The 20,905-nt window shown below is 65.2% G+C and carries 13 protein-coding genes and 5 pseudogenes; 9 read left to right on the top strand and 9 right to left on the bottom strand.

The genetic code is table 11. From position 1 onward, the window contains the following. Positions 1-24: 24 nt before the first annotated feature. The 3 genes from AB5J55_RS44060 to AB5J55_RS44050 all read right to left on the bottom strand — a co-directional run bounded on the left by AB5J55_RS44060 (position 25) and on the right by AB5J55_RS44050 (position 4,134). Positions 25-1,167, bottom strand: coding sequence for a glycine amidinotransferase (locus AB5J55_RS44060; protein ID WP_369275974.1), 1,143 nt, complete (start codon positions 1,165-1,167; stop codon positions 25-27). Between the two features lie 60 nt (positions 1,168-1,227). Next, the gene (locus AB5J55_RS44055) at positions 1,228-2,478 is read right to left on the bottom strand and encodes an MFS transporter (RefSeq protein WP_369275973.1); all 1,251 of its coding nucleotides are present in this window, start codon (positions 2,476-2,478) and stop codon (positions 1,228-1,230) included. Positions 2,479-3,009: 531 nt separating this feature from the next. Beyond that, complete coding sequence (locus tag AB5J55_RS44050) at positions 3,010-4,134, bottom strand: cytochrome P450 (protein ID WP_369275972.1); 1,125 nt, start codon at positions 4,132-4,134, stop codon at positions 3,010-3,012. A gap of 1,475 nt (positions 4,135-5,609) precedes the next feature. Between AB5J55_RS44050 and AB5J55_RS44045 the strand changes: the two genes are divergently transcribed. Then, a complete protein-coding gene (locus AB5J55_RS44045) occupies positions 5,610-6,809 on the top strand; it encodes an IS110 family transposase (protein WP_369276482.1) in 1,200 nt (399 codons plus the stop codon). Between the two features lie 142 nt (positions 6,810-6,951). On the opposite strand, the pseudogene AB5J55_RS44040 reads toward AB5J55_RS44045, so the two are convergent. Further along, positions 6,952-7,783: pseudogene (locus tag AB5J55_RS44040) on the bottom strand (DUF1684 domain-containing protein). A gap of 669 nt (positions 7,784-8,452) precedes the next feature. On the opposite strand from AB5J55_RS44040, the gene AB5J55_RS44035 reads away from it, so the two are divergent. Further along, positions 8,453-9,469 (top strand): methyltransferase, encoded by a 1,017-nt coding sequence (locus tag AB5J55_RS44035; RefSeq protein WP_369275971.1) that lies wholly within the window; start codon positions 8,453-8,455, stop codon positions 9,467-9,469. A 971-nt stretch (positions 9,470-10,440) separates the two neighbouring features. On the opposite strand, the gene AB5J55_RS44030 is transcribed toward AB5J55_RS44035, so the two are convergent. Continuing rightward, on the bottom strand, positions 10,441-10,944 hold the full coding sequence (locus tag AB5J55_RS44030) for an IS5 family transposase (protein WP_369275970.1): 504 nt from the start codon (positions 10,942-10,944) through the stop codon (positions 10,441-10,443). Continuing rightward, a pseudogene (locus AB5J55_RS44025) lies at positions 10,848-11,090 on the bottom strand (IS5/IS1182 family transposase); the annotation flags it as partial. The pseudogene AB5J55_RS44025 and the gene AB5J55_RS44030, both read right to left, overlap by 97 nt. Positions 11,091-11,164: 74 nt before the next feature. Here AB5J55_RS44025 and AB5J55_RS44020 point away from each other — a divergent pair. Further along, positions 11,165-11,982: pseudogene (locus tag AB5J55_RS44020) on the top strand (IS5 family transposase). Positions 11,983-12,000: 18 nt separating this feature from the next. Here the strand turns inward: AB5J55_RS44020 and AB5J55_RS44015 are convergent. Together AB5J55_RS44015 and AB5J55_RS44010 are read right to left on the bottom strand one after the other, a co-directional pair. Then, positions 12,001-12,138, bottom strand: a pseudogene (locus AB5J55_RS44015) (transposase); the annotation flags it as partial. Positions 12,139-12,829: 691 nt separating this feature from the next. After that, positions 12,830-13,597 (bottom strand): transposase, encoded by a 768-nt coding sequence (locus tag AB5J55_RS44010; RefSeq protein ID WP_369275969.1) that lies wholly within the window; start codon positions 13,595-13,597, stop codon positions 12,830-12,832. A 672-nt stretch (positions 13,598-14,269) separates the two neighbouring features. Here AB5J55_RS44010 and AB5J55_RS44005 point away from each other — a divergent pair. Next, positions 14,270-14,821: a GrpB family protein gene (locus tag AB5J55_RS44005; RefSeq protein WP_369275968.1), complete on the top strand. Its 552-nt coding sequence runs from the start codon at positions 14,270-14,272 to the stop codon at positions 14,819-14,821. A gap of 1,016 nt (positions 14,822-15,837) precedes the next feature. Here AB5J55_RS44005 and AB5J55_RS44000 read toward each other — a convergent pair. Next, entirely contained in the window at positions 15,838-16,353 is a 516-nt protein-coding gene (locus tag AB5J55_RS44000; RefSeq protein ID WP_369275967.1) for a transposase, read from the bottom strand. Positions 16,354-16,576: 223 nt separating this feature from the next. Here AB5J55_RS44000 and AB5J55_RS43995 point away from each other — a divergent pair. From AB5J55_RS43995 to AB5J55_RS43975, 5 genes and pseudogenes are all read left to right on the top strand, one after another. Next, a pseudogene (locus tag AB5J55_RS43995) lies at positions 16,577-16,880 on the top strand (IS21 family transposase); the annotation flags it as partial. 139 nt (positions 16,881-17,019) lie between these two features. Continuing rightward, positions 17,020-17,598 (top strand): hypothetical protein, encoded by a 579-nt coding sequence (locus tag AB5J55_RS43990; protein WP_369275966.1) that lies wholly within the window; start codon positions 17,020-17,022, stop codon positions 17,596-17,598. A gap of 584 nt (positions 17,599-18,182) precedes the next feature. Further along, entirely contained in the window at positions 18,183-18,926 is a 744-nt protein-coding gene (locus tag AB5J55_RS43985; RefSeq protein ID WP_369275965.1) for a peptidoglycan-binding protein, read from the top strand. Beyond that, positions 18,923-19,642: an ABC transporter ATP-binding protein gene (locus tag AB5J55_RS43980; protein ID WP_369275964.1), complete on the top strand. Its 720-nt coding sequence runs from the start codon at positions 18,923-18,925 to the stop codon at positions 19,640-19,642. Before AB5J55_RS43985 ends, AB5J55_RS43980 begins: the two co-directional genes overlap by 4 nt. After that, positions 19,639-20,835, top strand: coding sequence for an ABC transporter permease (locus AB5J55_RS43975; protein ID WP_369275963.1), 1,197 nt, complete (start codon positions 19,639-19,641; stop codon positions 20,833-20,835). The genes AB5J55_RS43980 and AB5J55_RS43975 overlap by 4 nt, the downstream gene beginning before the upstream one ends. The last annotated feature ends 70 nt before the right edge of the window (positions 20,836-20,905 follow it).

The raw sequence follows: 20,905 nt of genomic DNA, 5'->3' as shown, positions 1-20,905 counted from the left end.
AGACGCTTTCGGTGGGGTCGCGGGTCAGGTCAACGGTTGGTAAGCGACGTGAGGAAAGTAGTCCTCCCGATTGCCTTCACGCCGTACATCCCAAGTGGCGCAGTGCAAGGAACCGCCGTATTCGAAGACATTACGGAATGGTATGGGGAGGACTTCGAATCCATGTTTTTCGAGCAGTCTCTGGAGAGGCGTCTCCTGCTCTTCGCAGATGACTTTGGTCGGTGAGATGCTGAGAATGTTCATCGAGAGCCATCTGGAGGATTGGCAGTAGGGTGGCATCTCGTCATTGCCTAGGACCGGCTGCGGAGCCTCGACGAATTCCCATTCGTTCGCCAGGAACATCTTCTCCTCACCGTCCCGGAGTGGCCGGTCAGGATTGGTGAGAATCAGCCCTGGACGCAAGGGAACGAAAGTGCAGTCTATGTGCGAAGGGTAGAGGTCTAGAGGGAAGTGCACTGGGTGGACACGCAAGCCGCGGGGTTCCAGGTGCCTCTTGAGCCATCGGACGCCGGCCCGATTTGTCGTCATGGACTCCTGGACAAGGATATCCGTGCCAAATCGGCTTATGTCTGCCGCATCGAATATCACCTCGTTCTGGTGGATGCAGAACTCGAAGGAATGCATCATCGCGTGCCGCTTTTCCAACGGCCAGGCCCAGAAGTCCTCGCGATACATTTCATCGGCCATCGAGGGTTTGGGTGCCGTCGTCCACGCGACACGAGTATCGGCGTTCCAATACTGGTAAACGAGACTGCGATAGGCCTGGTACTCGAAGTACCGTGCCCGGCGTGACATGGTGGCTTCTAGAATCTCGTTGCCTATGGTGATCAGAACATCCCGCGGACAGACGGCGCAGTACTGGTTTTTGACTTCGAAATCCGGTGTGCGAATGGGGGATGCGTAGTTGCGAGGTTCGGGGCGGCGTACCGTCACTCCCTGGGACTCCAACACGGCCACGAGCCCGGCGAGCTCCTCATTGGCAAGGTCGATCGCCTCTTTGGATTTTCTACCCGTGGGGAAGGGTGTGCCGGGGGAATTTCGGATGGTGGGCTTGTTGCCGGGCTCTGTCGGCTCGAAGCAGGAATTTTCAGCAGATCCCACCACCACTTCACGCAGGGGATCCCATTCGTTCCATGAGTTGACAGGGGGCAAAGAGAGTGGACGCACGTATGACCACCTTGTCTCGATAGTTGATGCCGTAGAGCAGTCGGAATCTTTTGCTGTTATTCACTCCTCACGAAGGCGTCGCACTGAAGGGAAGGCGAGTGGAAGTAGCGCCGTCACCCCGAAGACGACTGATCCAAAGACGGCTACCGTGGACGCACCGGCCGTTGCTGCCAGGGGTCCTGCAACGGCCTGTCCTAAGGGGACTGCGATGAAAGCCCCGACGTGGTCAAAGGCCGAGACGCGCGACAGAACGTCCTCAGGCACGTGTGAATACAATGAGGTGCTCCAGGAGATCGTCACCGCTCCGGTGCCGAGACCAGCGGCGAACGAGCCTGCGATGAGCAGGCCGGCATTCGCCTGCAGGCCCAGAGCGAGCAGAGGGATTGCTCCCAGAGCCAGACACAGATGACCAAACCCAAGGAGACGTCTCACTGACAGCCGGTACATCACTGCGCTTATCACGAGGTGGCCAACGGCTCCGGAACCTAGAATCACGCCCCACGCCGTGATGCCGATGGTGTCCTGGGCCGTCGTTGGACCCAGCACGCCCCAGATGCCGGCCTGCACGCAGTTGGCCACGCACATGGCCACCGTGCACACCCACACCCAGGTAGTCGAGCGAAACGCCTTCCAGCCGTCGCGAATGTCGCCCCATAGCCCTGTCGTGTTGCTGGAGATGCGGTTGGGCAGTGCCAGACGTCTGATGCAGAAAGCGGCAAACAAGAATGTGGCAGCGTCCACAGCGAGCGCCCAACCCGCGCCGACTGTCACGACTACCAGACTGGCCAGGACAGGCCCCAGGACCTTGGTTGCACCTCGAGAACCGCTGAGCAGGGAGTTGGCACGGAGTCGGCCTGGGGCAGCGATCAGTGCGGGCACGATGCCGGTAGTCGCTGGTGTTGCGAAGGCGCTAATGGCGCCGTTGCACAGCTCCAATACGACGATTGCGCCGAGGTGCACGGTCCCGCACAGCAGCAAGGCGGCGACGGCTCCTTGAGTGAAGGCGCAGCCGAGGCTGGCAAGCCATAGGAGCCGACCGCTCGGCATACGGTCCGCGAGGGCTCCGCCGAGCACGAGGAAAACGACTAGGGGAATACTCCGGGCCGCCAGGGCGATCCCCAGGTCCGTGGCGCTGCCCGAATGAGCAATGATGCCGAACGCGAGAGCGACCGGCGCCATGGCACTGCCCAACCATGAGGTGGCTGATCCGGCCAAGTACCACCTGAAAGCAGGCACGTTCCAGGGACTCGTGTCCGCACGCACCGAAGAGCACTCTGCGAAGCCAGGATCATCTGGGGGGAGCGCCTTCATTGACATGTTCACGCGCCTGTCTCAGGCAATGCTTCGCCAGCTCGAACCTGCCTGTCTGAACCGTCCCGCCTGCTCGGAAGTGGATACGTCACGACCGATGGGCGCTTAGCGGGCAGGAGTCCCTCTGCGGTGCGGGGATGTCCTTGTCCACGCCGGATCCCGCCTGCCGCAACCGAGTGCTGTGCTCCTCGGCCGTTCGAGAGCCCAGCACCCTGGCCGGCGCCTGCGCCCACGGCCTCCACGAAGCAGAATCCTTCAAGAGCACATGATGGGTCACGTAGTGCGCCGCAGCGCTGATCGGGAGTCTCGAACCGTACGACCCACGAGACCAGTTGGGCTGCGCTATGCCAGCGGAGCGGGGAAGTAACGGCCCCACCGGGTTTGTGCACCATCAGATCCTGGTTCACGATCAACTCCATAGGCATCAACTCAGTGGGTACGGCGCTGGGAGCAATTGGATTCCCCAGCGCTCCGGCGGCTGCGGCGATGCAATGAGCAGGGAAACCTGGCCTGCGGCGAGGCACACACCGTTCAGCGGAAGCTGACAGGAAGAGTGTCCAGGTGTCGCAGCGTGGCCGTGTGCTTGTAGGCCGGTTCGGCTGCCATGGTCAGGTGGTCTGGCCAGGAGTGCAGGCAGTCGATGAACTCGCGCAACCAGACGAGGGCGAGTTCCGCCCCGATGCACACGTGTGGTCCCCAGCCGAAACCCAGATGCTGGTTAGGCGAGCGGTCTAGGATCAGCTCATCCGGATCAGGGAACTGCTTGGGGTCACGGTTAGCTGCAGCGAACATGGTGACGACCACATCGCCCCGTTGGAATTCGGTTTCGCCGATACGCGTGGTCTTGATCGCGACACGACTCGTCCCTTGGGCGGGGCTGACGAAGCGTACGAGTTCGTCGATACCACTCCGAAGCACCCGCGGGTCGCGCAAGCGTTCCAACGTCTCGGGTCGGCGCAGCAGTTCGAGCAGTACGCTGCCGGTTGACGCGTACAATGTGCTGTAGCTGGCATTGAAAATAGCGCCCATGCTGTTCTGTACATACCGTTCATGCATGGCGCGGCAGTCGGGGTGGGCGAGAAGATCGGCTATCATCCCTCCCGGCAGAGGGTTGGCAAACCCAGCTGCCATGAGGCTGGCCAGCTCTACACGTGTCTCTTCCGATCGAGCCGCCCGCGCCGGTTCCAGACCCGCGTCCATGGCCAGAGTGATACCGTCGAAGGTTTTCGCATACGACTCCAACGGGGGAGGTGCCATGCCGACCAGGTCACACGTGATTTGCAGCGCGAGTGGGGCGGCGACCTCGCTCAGGAAGTCAAATGACTTCTGAAGCGCCAACCTTGCGAAGGCTTCTTCCAGGTCAGCCCGGGCTCTGTGACACAAAGCCTCCAGGCCTCTCGTGTTGAGGGAATTCAGGAGAATGCTGCGCAACCGCGCCTGCTCAGGCGGATCCTGGAGCTGGATATGCAGTCGGTCATCTGACATCTCAACCCCGACACGACGCCAGTCTCGCGCCCACACCTCGTGGTTGCGCAAAACCTCACGGCAGTCGTCATACCGCGTCAAGACCCATGACTTCATCCGCTCATGCCAGAAGATTGGCGCATTCTCGCGTAGCTGCGCGTATACGGGATACGGGTCCGCGATGGTCGCCATGTCGAGAGGATCATAAATGAGGTTTGTCAATCGAGCGTCCAGTCCTTCAGAACGGTAAAGGGCAGAGGGTGGGGCCGGGCTACTGAATCAGTAGCCCGGCCCCAGAGCACTACTTCGGTGCGTGGTCGTACATCATGGAAAATTCCCCCTCTCTTACGTCGCGGGGATGCCGCCACTCATGCAGGCGTAAGTAGCGACATCCGGCCCCTAATACGCGGAGACCGCATCGGCCTTCGCTGGCAGTACGTCCGGATTGGGGGCATCGGTTCAGCTGGGGGCCACTTCTATTGAGACGAACGGTGGCCGTCGTGGTTGTAGCGTCGCTTTTCTCGTTGTGGGAGTCGGCAGACGAGGAAGGCGTGTGCCGGGCGGGGACATCGCCCGCCTGCTGGGCGAGTGCAACGGCGGTCACTCGGCGGCTCTTGCGGCCGTGTCCGTCACTCCAGTCCCTGAGCTATGACATGCCGCGGCCGGATGCCTTGTCGTTCGCCAGGGGCGCCGAATTGAACCTGGTTGGCCATAGACGGCACTTTGGGTGCGACGCGCAGCGTCTTTCGTCGGCAGGCGTCGGCCTTCGGTGAGGCTTTGACGGTCGCGATGCGGAGGTACTGCTGGAGCCCGGGCCCAGTAGGCTAGTCCTCCGCGCCCGTGCACCCGTCAGCCGCATCGTCCTGTACTCCGGTGGATTCGCCTCGCACGCGTGCTACTGCTGGCTCGGCATCGAGTGTCTGACGGGAGAGTGCCGCGACTGCCGCGTCGTTGACGGCTACCCTCCCGAGGACGCACGTGCCCGCGAAGATGGGAAGATCGAGAGCTCTCACTACTGCTCCACGTGTAATCGTGCGTGCGTTGCTTTCGACGAGCGAGAAGCAGACGTCGGGTCAAAGTGCCTTACGTTCCGCATGACAAGGCCGGTTCACGGTTGGATGTCCGTCGTTCCGGCTCGGTCAGCCGGCCTGTTCCTGCGCAGTGCGCCGCAGCGCAGTACCGATGCGCGTGCACTTTGTGGAACACCTCCGGGCCCAGGTCGTCCGCCGCCCGCACCCGCTGCCGCCGACGAGAGGGGCGCGAGCCGATCAGACCGACACTGCTCCGCGATGCGCGGCATATGAAGACGGTCCGAGGGAGGACATCGTCGAGCGAGAAGGAGGTCGGCGGCCAGCCTGATCGGACCCGATGTCCGATACGGGATCACCGCCGTGCCGAACCCGATGCGCTCCAGGCGCCATCGCCCCCCATTACCGTCTTCGTAGCCTGCAACAGGGCTACCGGCCTTCGGAGTTGGCATGACTACCTCCCCTTGTCGAGTGCATGGCCTGGGGGGTGGTGTCACCGGCTCCGGAGGCACTGACAGACCGCTGATTAGGGGCATGACCACCGGCTTCTTCGCAGGTCGGGAGGCTCTTCGTAATGTGGATGTGGCAATCAGTGCCGTGGCAGGGCCGGACGAGTACGACCGGAGGACCCAGCACGTGATCGATACTGGCGACATCGACGTCTACCTCGGCCTGGACGTCGGCAAGGGCGAACACCACACCACCGCGCTCACCCCGGCCCGGAAGAAGACCTTCGACCGCAGACTGCCCAACAGCGAGCCCAAACTCCGCGAGGTCTTCGCCAAGCTCCAGGCCACGCACGGCACCGTGCTCGTCATCGTCGACCAGGTGGCCTCCATCGGCGCCCTGCCCCTGGCCGTCGCCCGCGAGCTCGGCTGCCACGTCGCCTACCTGCCCGGCCTGACCATGCGGAGAATCGCCGATCTCTACCCCGGCGAAGCCAAGACCGACGCCAAGGACGCGTTCATCATCGCCGACGCCGCCCGGGCCATGCCCCACACGCTGCGGTCGGTCGACCTCGATGACGAGACGATCGCCGAGCTGCAGATGATCGTCGCCTTCGACGACGACCTCGCCGCCGAAGCGACCCGTCTGTCCAACCGGCTGAGGGGCCTGTTCACGCAGATCCATCCGCATCTGGAACGGGTCCTGGGCCCGCGCATGCAGCACCCGGCCGTGCTCAGACTGCTGAACCAGTTCGGCTCACCGGCCCAGATCCGCAAGGCAGGACGCCGACGGCTCGTCACCCTGATCCGCCCGAAGGCACCCAGGATGGCCGAACGCCTGATCGACGACGTGTTCACCGCGCTCGACGAACAGACCGTCGTCGTCCCGGGCACGGATGCGGCCGCGCTGATCGTTCCCAGCCTCGCCTCCTCGCTCCAGGCAGTGCTCGACCAGCGCAAACTGCTGGCCCACCGGATCGAGGAACTCCTGGAGGCCCACCCTCTTTCCAAGGTCCTGATGTCCATGCCCGGCATCGGCATCAGGACCGGAGCCCGCATCCTCATCGACGTCGGCGACGGCACCGCGTTCCCGTCCGCCGCCCACCTCGCCGCCTACGCCGGCCTCGCCCCGGCAACCCGGACCTCCGGGTCCTCCATCCGCGGCGAACAGCCCTCACGGAGAGGAAACAAGCAGCTCAAAAGAGCCTTCTTCCTCTCCGCGTTCGCCGCACTGGCAGACCCGGCCTCCCGCACCTACTACGACAAGAAGATCACCCAGGGCAAGCACCACACCCAGGCCATCCTCTGCCTCGCCCGACGCCCAGCCGACGTGCTCTTCGCGATGCTCCGCGACGGCACCTTCTACCAACCACCAACCCCGATCACCCCTTGACCAAAGTCATAGGGGCACCCCCCGCGCTTGCCGTACTCGAACAGCCGCAGCGTCGCCCCCAGGCCCGTGTACGGGCCGACCTCCGCGAAGTTGCCCGGTGTCAGCAACCACAGCGAGCGGATCCGGGGACGGCAGTGTGCGCTCACCGCGCGGTCGGCTTCCGCTCCTTCGGGATTTTCTCACCGGCCTCGACGGCGACCGGGAGCCGGTTCTCGGCGGGCGGCAGAGGGCAGGTCGCGAAGTCGGTGTAGGCGCACGGCAGGTTGGTGGCGCGGTTGAAGTCGAGCACCACTGTGCCGTCGGGGGCGGGTGCGTCGATATGCAGGGCGCGGTTGGCCGTGTACGTGGTCACGCCGGAAGTCGCGTCGGTGAACAACACCGAGAGGCTGCCCGGTAGGGGCCCGTTGAATGCAGTCAGACGCAGTGCTTGCCCGTCGATCCGGAAGCGGACCGCTCCGGGCGCGTCGTAGACGTGCTGAAGCCCTTCGACCGCGGCGCCTACGGTGGTTGGCCGAGGCTGAATAAAGGGGGTGTACGTGCCGGTGATCACCCAGCGCGGGTCCGGCGGGTAGGCCGGTGTTCCGGTGAACCCAGTGCGCAGCGCGTTCTCCGGGTGCCGCGGCAAGGACCAGGTCCTGGTCGCCGCGCTTGGCGACCTCGATCACTGCGTCGCGCCACATGGCGTTGACGCCGCCGCGTTCCTGGATGACCCCGAAGGAATAGCGGCCGCGCACGGGCGTGCCGTCGACGACGAGTTCCTCCCCCTCGCCGAGCACGACGGTAACGCCCTCGTCGCCCGCCGACCAGATGCCGGGCGCGTCAGGGAAGCGCTGAGGCTCGCTGTCCAGCCAGTGCAGGCTGGTGACGGCGAGGAACCCATGCTCATGGGCGAGGTTGGCGTCCTTCTGCCGGTGCCATGCCTCCCATGCGGCGGCGAAGGCGTCCACGTCGGCGGGGGTGTCCCGGAGGGGCATGTCCACTCCTGCTGGATAGCGTGCCGATGGTTACCAGGCCTCACTGCTCGAGAGGGTGCTGGGGTGGTAATCCCGATGGAGGCAAGGGACGTCCCCGGGACGCTTGAGTTCGCGGACGAGCCCGGCGACCTATTGCGTCTCAAGGAATCCGTCACAGCCGTACGGCGATCCTCAACACTGGCTGCATATCCTTCCCGAGATCAAGAATCGCGGTGTCAACGATGGGCTCCGCATCCGCCAACGGTCAAGACCCGCGGCCAGCCCCTACGACCAGGTTCCCTAACTAAAGGACTGGTGATCCGATTTGGGGGCTGACAGCGTACCGATGCTCGGTGGCGCAGTCGGATGCCGACGGGTTCCTTCCGCTGCTCTGGTGGATGACTCGTTACTCGGCCCGTTGGAGGTGTGTCTAGTGCGCCTTCTATTTCGTCGTCATGGCGGAACTTCGTCGAATGGCGGAACTGTACGAGAGCTCGTTGTCTGTCTTTGCAACTGGTTCCGGCAGATGAACCGATATGCCACCACGTTGCGGCATCTGGATAGGCTGCCTGTCGAGCCTTCAGTTAGCGATTGGGAGGATTCCTTCTCAACGCATGGCCAGGAATCGGGCGGCTCGCCAGAAGAGTCGCCAGAACTTACCGCTGGATCAATAGAGTCAAGGAGCTGACCGTGAACAGTAATCTGGAGGAACAGCGACCCGATCGGATCGTCGCGTCCCTACTTCGCGGCCATATCGTGACTCAACTCATCGCTTGTGCTACGCGGCTTGGGATCCCCGATCACCTGGATGGCCGGGTGCGTTCGGTGTCGGAACTGAGCCAGCTGGCCGGTACACGCAGTAACGAAATGTTCCGCTTCCTGCGTGCACTCCAGGGACTCGGGCTAGTGGAGCCCGTGGGTGATGACACATTCCGGGGAACTCCGCTCCTAGCGCCGTTGCAGCAGGAAGCGGGTGGTCTCTACGGTCAAGCCCTAATGGCAGGGGCAGAATATTACGAAGCCTGGATGGGCCTTGACTACTCCCTGATCACCGGCGCCTCGGCATTCGAGGCCCGGCACGGGCAAACCCTCTATGAACTTCTGGACCAGAAAAGTGATGTGGCTGGATCCTTCGCCCGTACTATGCGATGGAACACCACTGAGGTTGTGAGCGACCTTATTACTCTCCACGACTTTTCTGATAAGGATGTTGTAGCTGACTTGGGTACGGGGGATGCCACGCTAGTCTGCGGTTTGCTGGATTCATTCCCTGGAATGAGGGGAATTGCTTTCGACCAGCCAGCCGTGATCGAGCAGGCGCGCCGCACAGTAACAGAACGCAAGCTGGAAGACCGATGCGAATTGGTCAGTGGCAACTTCCTCAGCGAAGTGCCGCCTGGAGCTAGTGTCTATGTACTCAAGTCTGTTCTGCCGAACTGGAGCGACGAGTCAGCGCTCGAAATCCTTCGCAGGTGCCGTGAAGCGATGAATGGGAAAGGCCGCCTACTCGTAGTTGAGTTGGTTATGTCACTTGACGACGTCGAAGACGGGGCTATCCGTGACATGATCATGCTCGTTTTGTTCGGAGGGAAAAATCGCACGACCGATGAGTACAGCGTGCTGCTTCAGCAGGCAGGATTCATTGTGGACAGCGTTGTTGACGCGCCAAGCGGCGTCTGTGTGCTGGACGCCCGCCCACTCGCCTAACTCCACTTCACAACCCAGTGATGACTGGTCAGCCATGGGTTGCCGTACCTAACTCGTTCGGAATGGCTCCCGTGCTGGGGTGTGAAGCCCTTCCGGACTGTTCGAGTGCAAGAGCCGTGACGTCGTCTTCCCAGTCGGATGAGGCATTGTGAAAGATCGGCGCACGGCCCCTACCGAGGGTGTGGCTTTGTGAACGCCCACAGGCGCCTCATGTGCCTGGCTCAGAGGCCCTCGCCAAGCGAGCGGCGGCGCCCGGCGTCCTCGTGGCCACTACCCGACGGTAGTGGACTCGTTGGTGTTCGTGGTGCGAGCCCGATGCGTGGACGCCTTCGGCAGCGCGGACGGCTGGCCGGCTTCGTCGGGTGGCTCCACAGCGCATGACTCCGGTCGTGTCAGTGGCAACATGCGCTGAACCCGCCGCTACCGCCGTGGCTTGCTCCGGACCATGTACTTGTCGGCGCTGGCCAGCCCAAGTCCTGCGCTGCTTCCAAGACGTACTACGAGCGGAAACGGAACGAGGGCAAGGGGCACAATGATGCGCTTCGTCGCCCGCGCGCCGACGTATTAACGCTTTGTGGGCGATGGCCAGCGACGGAGAGTGCCATCAGCCAGCCCTGCCCCAGAGGTGACGAAGGTCCGCCAACAAGTCATGGCACCGGCACAAGCGGACTACAGCTGCGCTGCTGGATCGGAAGGTCACCCCAGCGCGTTCGCGCTGTCGGGCGGGTGGGTTCGAATTCTCGGCTCGCTGGTTCAACCCTTACGCCAGCGGTGCTTCCCCAGACGGCAGCAACGGTGCGGCGGGACACAGCAGGAGCGGAGTTTGTCGGTGCGACCCCCGCGGTGCCAATTGCGCAAATGGCTGATGGTCTCCGGCGGGCAAACGCAATACCTCGATACACCTGCGCGCTCCAAGTACTTTCAGACCATCAGCCAGGCCAAATATCTCACCCTTAGAGCTCGTAACACGATCATGATCGGTGTTTCTTGAGGCGTCTCCAGCAGATCAGACTGCAGGCCAACGAGAGGAATGCGTCGTGGAGTTCGGTGCGGCGTTCCCAGCGGACGGCGAGGCGCTTGAACTGGTGGAGCAGGGCGAAGGTCTGCTCGACGACGTAGCGGAGTTTGCCCAGCCCCTTGATGTTCGGGGCGCCTTTGCGGGAGATGACCGGCAGGATGCGCCGCTTGCGCAGCTCACGCCGGTTGGGGTTGGAGTCATAGCCCTTGTCGCCGAGCAGCGAGTCGGGGCGGCGGCGTGGGCGGCCGGGCCGTCCGGCCACGCGTGGGATCCCGTCGACGAGGGCGAAGGTCTGGGTGACGTCGTTGACGTTGGCCGCGGTGGTGAAGACCTTGAACGGGGTCCCCTTGCCGTCGCAGATCAGGTGGTGTTTGCTGCCCGCCTTCCGCCGGTCGACCGGCGACGGACCGGTGTTGGCTCCCCCTTTTTCGCGCGGACGTGGGAGCCGTCCACGCACGCGCGGGACCAGTCGAGTTCGCCGGCCGCGTTGAGTTCGGCGAGCAGGATGCGGTGCAACTGGTCGAAGACGCCGGCCTGCTGCCATCGCTCCAGGCGCCGCCAGCAGGTCTGCCCGGAGCCGAACCCCAACTCCAGGGGCAGGAGTTGCCAGGCTAACTGGCTCTAACAAAAGCGGGTTGATCATGTGACTGTCGGGTTGATCGCTCGTTGATGTGGTCATGGGGAAGCGTCAGTCGCGGCCGTGGATCGTGTCGGACGAACTGTGGTCGCTCATCGAGCCGTTGTTGCCCGAGCCGCCGCCGAAGCAGGTGGAAGGGCGACCGCGGGTGCCCGACCGGCAGGCCCTGTGCGGCATCCTGTTTGTCCTGCACACCGGCATCCAGTGGGAGTATCTGCCCCAGGAGCTCGGCTTCGGGTCGGGCATGACCTGCTGGCGCCGGCTGGCGACCTGGAACGAGGCGGGCGTCTGGGACCAGCTCCACCAGCTTCTGCTGAACAAGCTGCGGTCAAGGAACCAGCTGGACTGGTCGCGGGCGGTGATCGACTCCTCCCATGTCCGGGCCGCACGCAGGGGCCCAAAAGCGGACCCAGTCCGGTCGACCGCGCACGCCCGGGCAGCAAGCACCACATCATCACCGACGGGCAGGGGATCCCGCTCGCGGTGTCGCTGACCGGCGGAAACCGCAACGACGTCACCCAACTGCTGCCCCTGTTGGACAAGATCCCGGCCGTCGCGGGAGTCGTCGGCCGGCCGCGCAGGCGGCCCGACATGCTTTTCGCCGACCGTGGCTACGACCACGACAAGTACCGCCGGCTTCTGCGGCAGCGCGGGATCCGGCCGGTGATCGCCGAGCGTGGACAGCCGCACGGCACCGGTCTGGGCACCTTCCGATGGGTCGTCGAGCGGACGATCTCCTGGCTGCACGGCTTCCGCCGCCTGCGGATCCGCTGGGAACGACGCGACGACATCCACGAGGCCTTCCTCGGCCTCGCCGTCTGCCTGATCACCCACCGGCACGTCAAGAGGCTTTGTTAGGGCCAGTAAGTCGTTGTGGAGCACGTACAGGATGCCCTGCAGACACAGCCGGTCCGCCACCGGCCGCGGCCCCGGCGACTTCTCCGGCCACGCGGGCAGCAGCGGCTCGATCAACGCCCACAAGCCATCGTCCACGATCCACGGCCGAGCACTCACACCATCCCGAACGGCCGAATCATCACATCAGTCACGCCCTACCAGGGCACTTCAACAAGATCGTGTTACGAGCTCGTAGAGGGAGTGCTCACTTCCCGACAGTGCCCTCATCACGACATCCGACAACACGTGCCTCGCTGGCAGCTCACGAGTGATGTACCGGGCGGTCGTGGGTGCCGTCGTGCCATGCGGCAGAACGCACACCCCGTGATACTGCCGACGGCCCGGGTAGGGGCAGGCCCGGCCGGGGTGCGGTATGGGGGCAGGTCTGGCTCGATCTCAGACTTGAGCTGGTCGTCCATGGTCATCGCCCTTCTCGTCATTGTTACCGATGAACGGCACTCCAGTGACACCCCAGGTTGTACACCCGCCCAATCCCATCCGACTGTCACGGCCCTTTCGCCTCGATCGGCAGGGGCCTGTCGAAGGGTGGGGGTTTCGCACGGAAGCAGGGTCCATGGGTTACGCGGCCGCCCCCGCAGCACACTCTCGCCGCCTCTTCGTCGACGGTGTGCGACTGGACAAATGTCGTGGCTTCGTCCGGCGCGGGGAACACACTCAAGATCGCCCGCCGCGCCATCCACTGCTGCCGGCTCACAAGTCCTGCAGGGGCGTTCAGCGCGACTTCACCTGGCCTCACCAGTTCAAACGACTCCGCATCCGCTAGAGGTTGTCCCGTATGGGGCGTGAGTTATCCGGTGAGGGCCTTGTTGTGGAGCCGGGCGATGCCAAGCATGGCCTGGTAAACACCCTTGCCCTTGAGCCGGCAGTCCCGCAGGATCCTCCAGTTCTTCAACCGTGACAGGGCGTGCTCCACCCGGGCTCGCGCCCGGCGGTGGACGGCATTCTCCGCCTCCTGCTGCGGGCTGAGGTGCGTCTGACCGCGTCGTCTGCGGTGCGGGATGAGCAGGCCAGTGCCCTGGTAGCCGCCGTCGGCGATGGTCGGTGTGCCGCAGCAGGCCCGGTCGACGCCGGACTCCGTGAACGCCCGGCCGTCGCCCAGGCTGCCGGGCAGCGGAATCCCGATCGCCACCACCAGGCGGCTGTTGGCGTCGATCACGACCTGAAGGTTCGTCGAGTACCGATAGTTCTTGCTGGACGCGGCCACGCTGCGATCACGGGTCGGCACCAGCGTGCCGTCCACGATATAGACGGTGTCCTTGCGCGGCCGGCGGGCCGGCGAGATGGCCAGCAGAGGGGCGAGGTGATCGAGAATGCGGTCCGCCGCAGACTTCGAGATCCCGAACAGCGGCGCCACCTGCCGCAACGTCAGGTTCGTGCGCCAGTACGTCGCCACCAGCAACACCCGGTCCTCCAGCGGCAGCCGCCAGGGGCGACCGCGCTGAACATCACCGCCGCGACGCCGCACCAGCGCCACCAGCCTGGCGAACTGCACCTCGGTCAGCCCGGAGAACGGCTCGATCCACTTCGGATCATCCGCTGAGATCACCCCACCCATGCCCAGCCAACGCACCAACCGCCCCACTGGTTACGGGACAACCTCTAGGAGACACGCGCCGACCTCCACCTCGCCTGCAGCATCATCTGCTCGAGGAGTGAGGCCTCCAGGGACCATCTTGTGTGTTGCTGCGGTCTGATGAACGCTGTTGTCCTTGAGTCGGCGCTTCCGAGGATCTCCACCTCGCAGAGGGCGTGCGCCGCTCGGGGCCGGGCTCGGCGGTGAACAGTGTTCTCCGCTTATTGTTGCGGGCCGAGAAATCGTCTGACCTCGTCGCTACCACTTTGGTAGCCGTCGTCTGCATTGACTGGGGTTCCACGACAGGCCGGTCGACACAGGACTCGGTGAAATCCAGAAGTCGTTCCGGCTCTCGGGAATCGGGAGCCCAATCGCCACCATCAGGCGGCTGTTGCGTCGATATCGGGTTCCGCACGAGGCGGCAGGTCGGAGCGGGCGTGAAGACGGCTATGCCCTCAAACCACGACTCGGTCTGCTCAACCGTCAGCTCATCAATACCAAGCCACGCCAACGAACATGCCCAAGATCGTTGCACGGCTGAGTTTCCCATGCCAGCCATGGAGTGACTCGGCTCCGCTCAAGCGATCGAGGGAGGGCGGGAGAATCCGGTGTAGCCCCCCTTGCTGCCCCATCGTAGCTACGTATACTGCGCAAATGGACGACGAGAAGATCGTAATCTCTGAGTATGACCCCGCCTGGCCGGCATGGTTTGAACAAGCAGCCCAAGAAATACGGGGTGCGCTTGGCGCGGCGGCTCTTCAGATCGATCACATCGGTTCCACCTCGGTCCCTGGACTGCCAGCGAAGCCCCTCATAGATATCAACCTTCTCGTCACCGACCCTGAGGAGGAGTCTGCCTACGTCCCGCAGCTGGAAGCCGCTGGCTACAGCCTGCTGATCCGTCAGCCGGACTATCACGGGCACCGAATGCTGCGCAGGGACGTTCCACCAGTGAACCTGCACGTCTTCCAGCAGGGATGCGCTGAGGCAGCCCGCGTCCTCCTCTTCCGCGACTTGCTACGCCTTAACGAGCCCGACCGCGAACTCTACGCACGCACAAAGCACGAGCTCGCAACCAGGACATGGAAGCACCTCCAGGATTACTCCAACGCGAAATCTGAAGTCGTAGGAAAGATCCTCAACAGGGCGCAGCCGTCCGTCTGGCCGGTCTCGGGCCGGACGTTGTACTGCTCCCGGCACCCGTAACATGCGTGAGTTCGTGTCGACGCCACGTCATGCACTTCCCCAACCCGAGGGTGAGCCACGAGTCGGAACCGCGTGTGGCGACGGACCGCAGAATGCGCCGGTCACCTGTACGCCGCGACGCAGGAACACACCGTCACTCTTCACCGGCTGCAGCAGGCAGCCGACCGGATCCGCAGCCGGCAAGACGAGCGCGAGTCAGCATGCGCGGCGGATCCGCCGCATTGCAGCTCAGTTGGCCGCCATCGGTGATCTTCAGAAGCGCGCCGACCGCTCGCAGGAGGCACGGGTCATCCTGGCGGTCCGAGGCTCCGAAACCCAGGGCAGCCCCGAGCCAGTCCCGCTCGTGTGGCCAACGGCTCTGCGGGACTGCCTGGCTGAGGACGACCGGTTCCCCAGCGCCCCGCCGCAGCCCACCGACGACGGCGACCCGCAAGGGCAGCAACAGGAAGCCGACATCCTGCACCGCCGGCCGGCTGCTCCTCGGCCTGGTCAGGTACGCGGCGAACCCGCGCAACATTGACCTGTCGGACCTCCCCCAACTGTCCGACGCCATCCGGGACCTTCACCGCGACTCGCAGCAGCAATTCAAGACCTGCCGACCGCCAAGACCGGGCACTTCCACGGCATGACGCTCACGAAGCGCATAGATCGATGCGCGAGAACCGCAGCGGTGAGGAGGAACCGGCGCGGGCCGGAGATTGGCTTCATGTGCGAGAGCACATCTGCCCCGGCGTCGGCCCAGCGCGCGGCTTCACCTCTCGCCGGTCGGCGCCGTCTCGTCCCTCACCCTGCCGCTCGCCCCGCCGCGCTCTTGCTGCTCGCTGGTACCGCAGCGCTGCTCGGCACGGGCGACAGCGGGACGTCCACGCTACTCGGCTCCCTCATCCTGGGCGCCTGCTATCTCGCCCTTTTCGCTCCTCCGCAAGGGCTTCGGGTTCGGCGATGTGAAACTCGCCCTTCGGCACGCCGTATGGCCTCGGCCTAATACTCCAGCAGCGGTTCGCTATCTGGCCTGGTCAGAGGCATCGTCGGGAGTGTAGTTGGCTGCGTCGGGCCAGCGCCCAGCGGTGATGGGTGGGCCGCTCGCCGTCGAAGTCCTCGATCACCGGGAGCTGGACGGCCGCGCAGTCATAGACGCGCGGGCCCTTGGCGCCGTCGCCGCACGAACGTTGCTCCCATGCCTCGTGCGGTGCCTGGGTGAAGAGGTGGTCGATGCGTCCGAAGCGGGGCACCGGCTGGGACTTCGGGACGGCGAGCACGTAGCCGACTGCGGCTTCTTCCAGCATCCGGCGAAAGCGCCACTCCTGGCCGTAGGCGGCATCCGCGGTCACCCAGGCGATCGGCAGCGGGGAGGCGAGTGCGCGCAGCACCATGGCCCTGGCCAGTTCTGGTTTGGTGGCGAAGGCCCTCTCATCAGGGATCTTGGCGGCGCGGCAGCGTTCGCGGTCGTCCGTCCAGGACTTGGGCAGATATAGCTCGCGGGCTCCGGCACCGCCGGCCGCACCGAGAACTGTCAGATCGGCGTCCTGCACTGACTGCGCTCCTGCGATTTTCGTGATGACCGGGCCGGGAAGGACAGCCGAGCGCAGATGGTCGCAGTGGCGGCCCAGGCGCCAGGCCGTCGCCCGCCATTGCAAGTATCGAGGACGAGTCCACTCCTTGGTTCCGCTACTGACCTAGAATGCGTGATGTCGTCATGGTGAGGCGAGTGTCGGAGCCAGCTGTTGTGTTCACCGCTGTTGGATTCGGCGCAAGGCGGGCCGGCACTACGGCATGAGGATCAGGACCTGTCTTCCGGCAGACCTCGAGACGAAGGGCAGAAGCGAGGCAACAGTCCGCATCGCGAAGGCGGACCTGGTCCCACCAGCGCGAACCTGCTGCCGCAGTACAAGACGATGAGCCAGCTCGAGGCGGCCTGCCGGGAGTTTTGCGACGCGGTCAACGACCGGTCCACCGCGAGAGCCGCCGCCGGCCGGCCGAGGCTCTGCTCGAGGAACGGCAGCGGCCGCACCCGCTGCCCAAGCAGCCGTTCACCGTCGCATTCGACACGACGAGACGTTGCCGTGGCATCTACCAAATCGGTTCTTGAGGGGTTCTTCATGGGTTCTTCATAGGGCTTCTTCTACGGTCGCTGTCGCAGCGTTGCCGACACCGTCAGAGCTGCGACAAGCCGATCTGATGAAGGTGTGGGGATACGCATGCGTTCTCGATACTCGGGCCGTCTGGTTCTAGCCGCTGCTGCGGCCTGTGCGCTGGCAGTGACTGCCACCGGATGCGGTGGCAGTGAGGCGAAGGTCGCGTCGGCGACGCAGGGCAGTAGCTCCGCCGGTGCCACGAACGAGGGCGAGCCGGATTCGGAGGTGGCCCGGTACGCGGAGAGTCAGCGCAAGGTGGTGGCTTGCCTGCGCAAGGAAGGAGTAGACGTCCCGGATCCCGATGCTCGGGGAGAGATCGATACCACCAGCCTAGGGAACTGGAAGCAGGACGCTGCGACTCGCCAGGCGATGGAGAAGTGCCAGCCGCTTGGTCTTCCCGTGCCTGACAGTATCAGGGAGGCGCTGGAGCCTACGCAGTCGCCCGAGGATGCCAAGAAGAACCGACGGTATGCCACATGTATGCAGGAGAACGGGGCTCCGGACTTCCCTGATGTGGATGAGAAGGGCAACTTTTCTGATGGTGCGTGGAACAGGACTGCGGCGGCTCAACGAGCCGAGAGTCTCTGCTACAAGGAGGTCTTCGGCGTAGACCTCTCCGCCCGGCCGCCGGCCGCGGGATGAGGGGTCGTCCGTTGATGGCTCGGGATGAGCGGCTTGTCGAAGAGCCGGGTGGATCTGCCAAGGGTTCAAGGACCCGGGGGCGTGCGCTGGCCGGGATTGCCCTCGTTGTCGTGGCGGCTGTTTCAGGAGTGGGCGCGCTGGGACTGGGAGGTGGTGAACCGGATCTGAATTCTCGCGCATCTGCTCGCCCGGGCGGGACGGTGCGGGTGGTGCGGGGCACGGTGGCCGAGGAGACGGCGGTCAAGGGTGAGCTGGGGCATGGGCCGGAGGTGCCGCTGCCGATCAAGGCATCAGGGACGGTGACGTGGCTGCCGGAACGGGATGTGACGATCAAGCGGGGGCAGGCGGTGTTGCGGGTAGATGACCGTCCCGTAGTGCTGCTGTACGGGGCGCTGCCGATGTACCGGGATCTGGGCGTGACCGCCTCAGGCAGCTCGGGTCAGGACGGAAGGGGAGATGACAGTGGCAGCGGCCAGCGCGGCGGTGGCGCTGCCGGGTCAGCGCAGGAATCGTCCGCATCCGCCGGAGAGGTTGGCGGCGCCGGTGCGGGGGATGACTCGTCAGCCGACGCAGTGAGTGGACCCGTGCGGGGCGCAGATGTACGGCAGTTCGAGCGGAACCTGGCTGCGCTGGGTTACACGGGGTTCACAGTGGATGACACGTTCTCGGCAAAGACGGCGGAGGCCGTGAAGCGCTGGCAGAAGGCGCTGGGCCTGCCGCAGATCGGCACCGTGAAGGCGGGGGACGTGGTCTACGCGGCCGGTCCGGTCCGCATTGCGCGTACGGGCGTTCGGGTCGGGGCCGCGACGTCGGAGGAAGCGGTCAGCTACTCCAGTACGTCGCGGATGGTGACGGTGGACGCGTCAGCTGCGGACATGGCGTGGGCGCAACGCGGCAACACAGTCACCGTTGAGCTGCCCGGCGGTGCCACGGTGAAGGGGAAAGTGGCCAGTGTGGGCACGGACGCCTCCCCAGCCGAGGGCGGCAGCAGCGGGTCCGGCGGCAGGGAGGGGGAAGCGGAGGGCGCCACGATTCCGGTGCTGATCACTTTCGCTGATCAGAAGGCGCTGGGGCCTTTGCAGAGCGGGCCGGTGACGGTCCGGTACACCGGCCGGGAACGCAAGGGTGTGCTGACGGTTCCGGTGGCGGCGCTGGTCGCACTCGCGGAGGGCGGTTACGGCCTCGAACCCGCCGACACTAAGGACGGCGGCGGAGGTGGTGGTTTGGGCCCGTACGTGGCGGTGACAACGGGTCTGGTCGCAGACGGCAAGGCCGAGGTCAGCGGCCCTGCTGTGCGTGAGGGCATGACGGTGAGGATCCCGAAGTGAGACCCGTTGTGGAGTTCGAGAACGTCACCAAGACCTATCCCGGCGGGGTCACCGCCGTCAGCAGTGTGGATCTGTGTATCCGGGCCGGTGAACTGGTCGCGGTCGTGGGCCCGTCAGGGTCAGGGAAGTCGACCATGCTGCACCTGATGGGAACCCTCGACCGCCCCTCTGCCGGGCGGCTGACCATCGACGGGCATCTGGTGTCCACACTGTCGGACCGTGCTATTTCTGCGCTGCGTGCGCAGCGGATCGGTTTCGTGTTCCAGCAGTTCCATTTGGCGGTGGGGGTACCGGTGCTGGAGACGGTGGCGGACGGGCTGCTGTATGCGGGGGTTGCGGTGCGGGAGCGACGCCGCCGCGCCGAAGAGGCGCTGTCCCGGGTGGGCCTGGACCAGCGCATGCACCATCTGCCTCATCAGCTGTCAGGTGGTGAGCGGCAGCGGGCGGCCATCGCCCGGGCAGTGATCGGCAGGCCGGCCCTGCTGCTGGCCGATGAGCCGACCGGCAACCTGGACTCGGCATCCGGAGCGGCCGTACTGGAGCTGCTGCGGGAGCTGCACGCCGACGGCACGACCGTGGTGGTGATCACCCATGACCGGGAGATGGCCCATGTACTCGACCGGCGGGTGGAGATGCGGGACGGCCAGATTGTCTCCGACACCGGCACCACCACCACCAGCGAGCAGACCATAGCAAGGGCGGGGGCGGGCCGGTGACCCGCAGACTGCGCCCGGCCAGGCTACGCCCCTCTGACATTGTCCGTCTGGGCGGAACAGGGCTGCGGACCCGGCCGCTGCGGGTATTCCTCTCTGCACTGGGCATCGCCATCGGCGTCGCAGCAATGACCGCCGTGATCGGGATCTCCGCCTCCGGCCAGGCCGAGGTCGACCGCCGACTCGACAAGCTCGGCACCAACCTGCTGCGTGCCGCACCAGCGGAACAGGATGACGGCACCCGAGCCCGGCTACCGAAGGAAGCAGTCGCCATGGTCAAACGTATTGGCTCCGTCCTGAGCGCTGGGCAGACGGCGGTCATCGAGGACGCGAAGGTGTACCGCAACGAGCACATCCCCAGCGGGCGGACCGGCAGCATCGACGTAACCGCCACGGGACGCGGCCTGCTGCCCGTCATCGGCGGCCATATCCAAGCTGGCTCCTGGCTCACCCCGGCCACCGAAAAGTTCCCCGGCGTGGTCCTCGGCTCTACCGCCGCCAAGCGCCTCGGCGTTGACACACCGGGCACCAGGCTGCGGATCGGCCAGACGTGGTTCTCCCTCGTCGGGGTGCTGCGCCCGGTGCCGCTCGCCCCGGAGATCGACAGCTCCGCCCTGGTCGGCTGGCCCGCCGCGGAGAACCACCTCGCGTTCGACAGCCACCCCACCACCGTCTACCTACGGGCCCAGGACCGCCAGGTGACAGCCGTGCGCGACGTCCTCGCCGCCACCGTCAGCCCCGGACACGTAGGCGACGTCGCCATCTCCCGCCCCTCCGATGCCCTCGCCGTCCGCGAAGCCACTGAATCCACCCTGACCGGACTCCTGCTCGGTCTCGGCGGTGTAGCCTTGCTGGTCGGCGGCGTCGGGGTCGGCAACACTATGGTCATCTCCGTCCTCGAACGCCGAGGGGAGATCGGCCTGCGCTGCGCCCTGGGCGCCACCAGCGGCCATATCCGTGGCCAGTTCCTCACCGAGGCCCTGCTGTTGTCGGCGCTGGGTGGGCTGGGCGGCACCCTGCTAGGCACTGCCATCACCGCCAGCTTCGCCGCCTTCCGCGGCTGGCCCACCACGGTCCCCCTGTGGGCCCCCGTTGCCGGGATCACCGCCACCCTCCTCATCGGAGCCATCGCCGGCCTGTATCCGGCGATCCGAGCCGGACGCATGGCCCCCGCCCAAGCCCTCGCCGGACCCTGAACCAGCGCCGCGCCAGTCGCGCTGCCCGGACGAAGCGCCGCCGGGCCCGTTAGGCGACAGGCCGGTACCG

This window comes from Streptomyces sp. R11 (assembly GCF_041051905.1).
Taxonomy (GTDB): domain Bacteria; phylum Actinomycetota; class Actinomycetes; order Streptomycetales; family Streptomycetaceae; genus Streptomyces.
The sequence above is the reverse complement of the archived record's forward strand: the minus strand, read 5'-3'. Positions and strand labels throughout refer to the sequence as shown.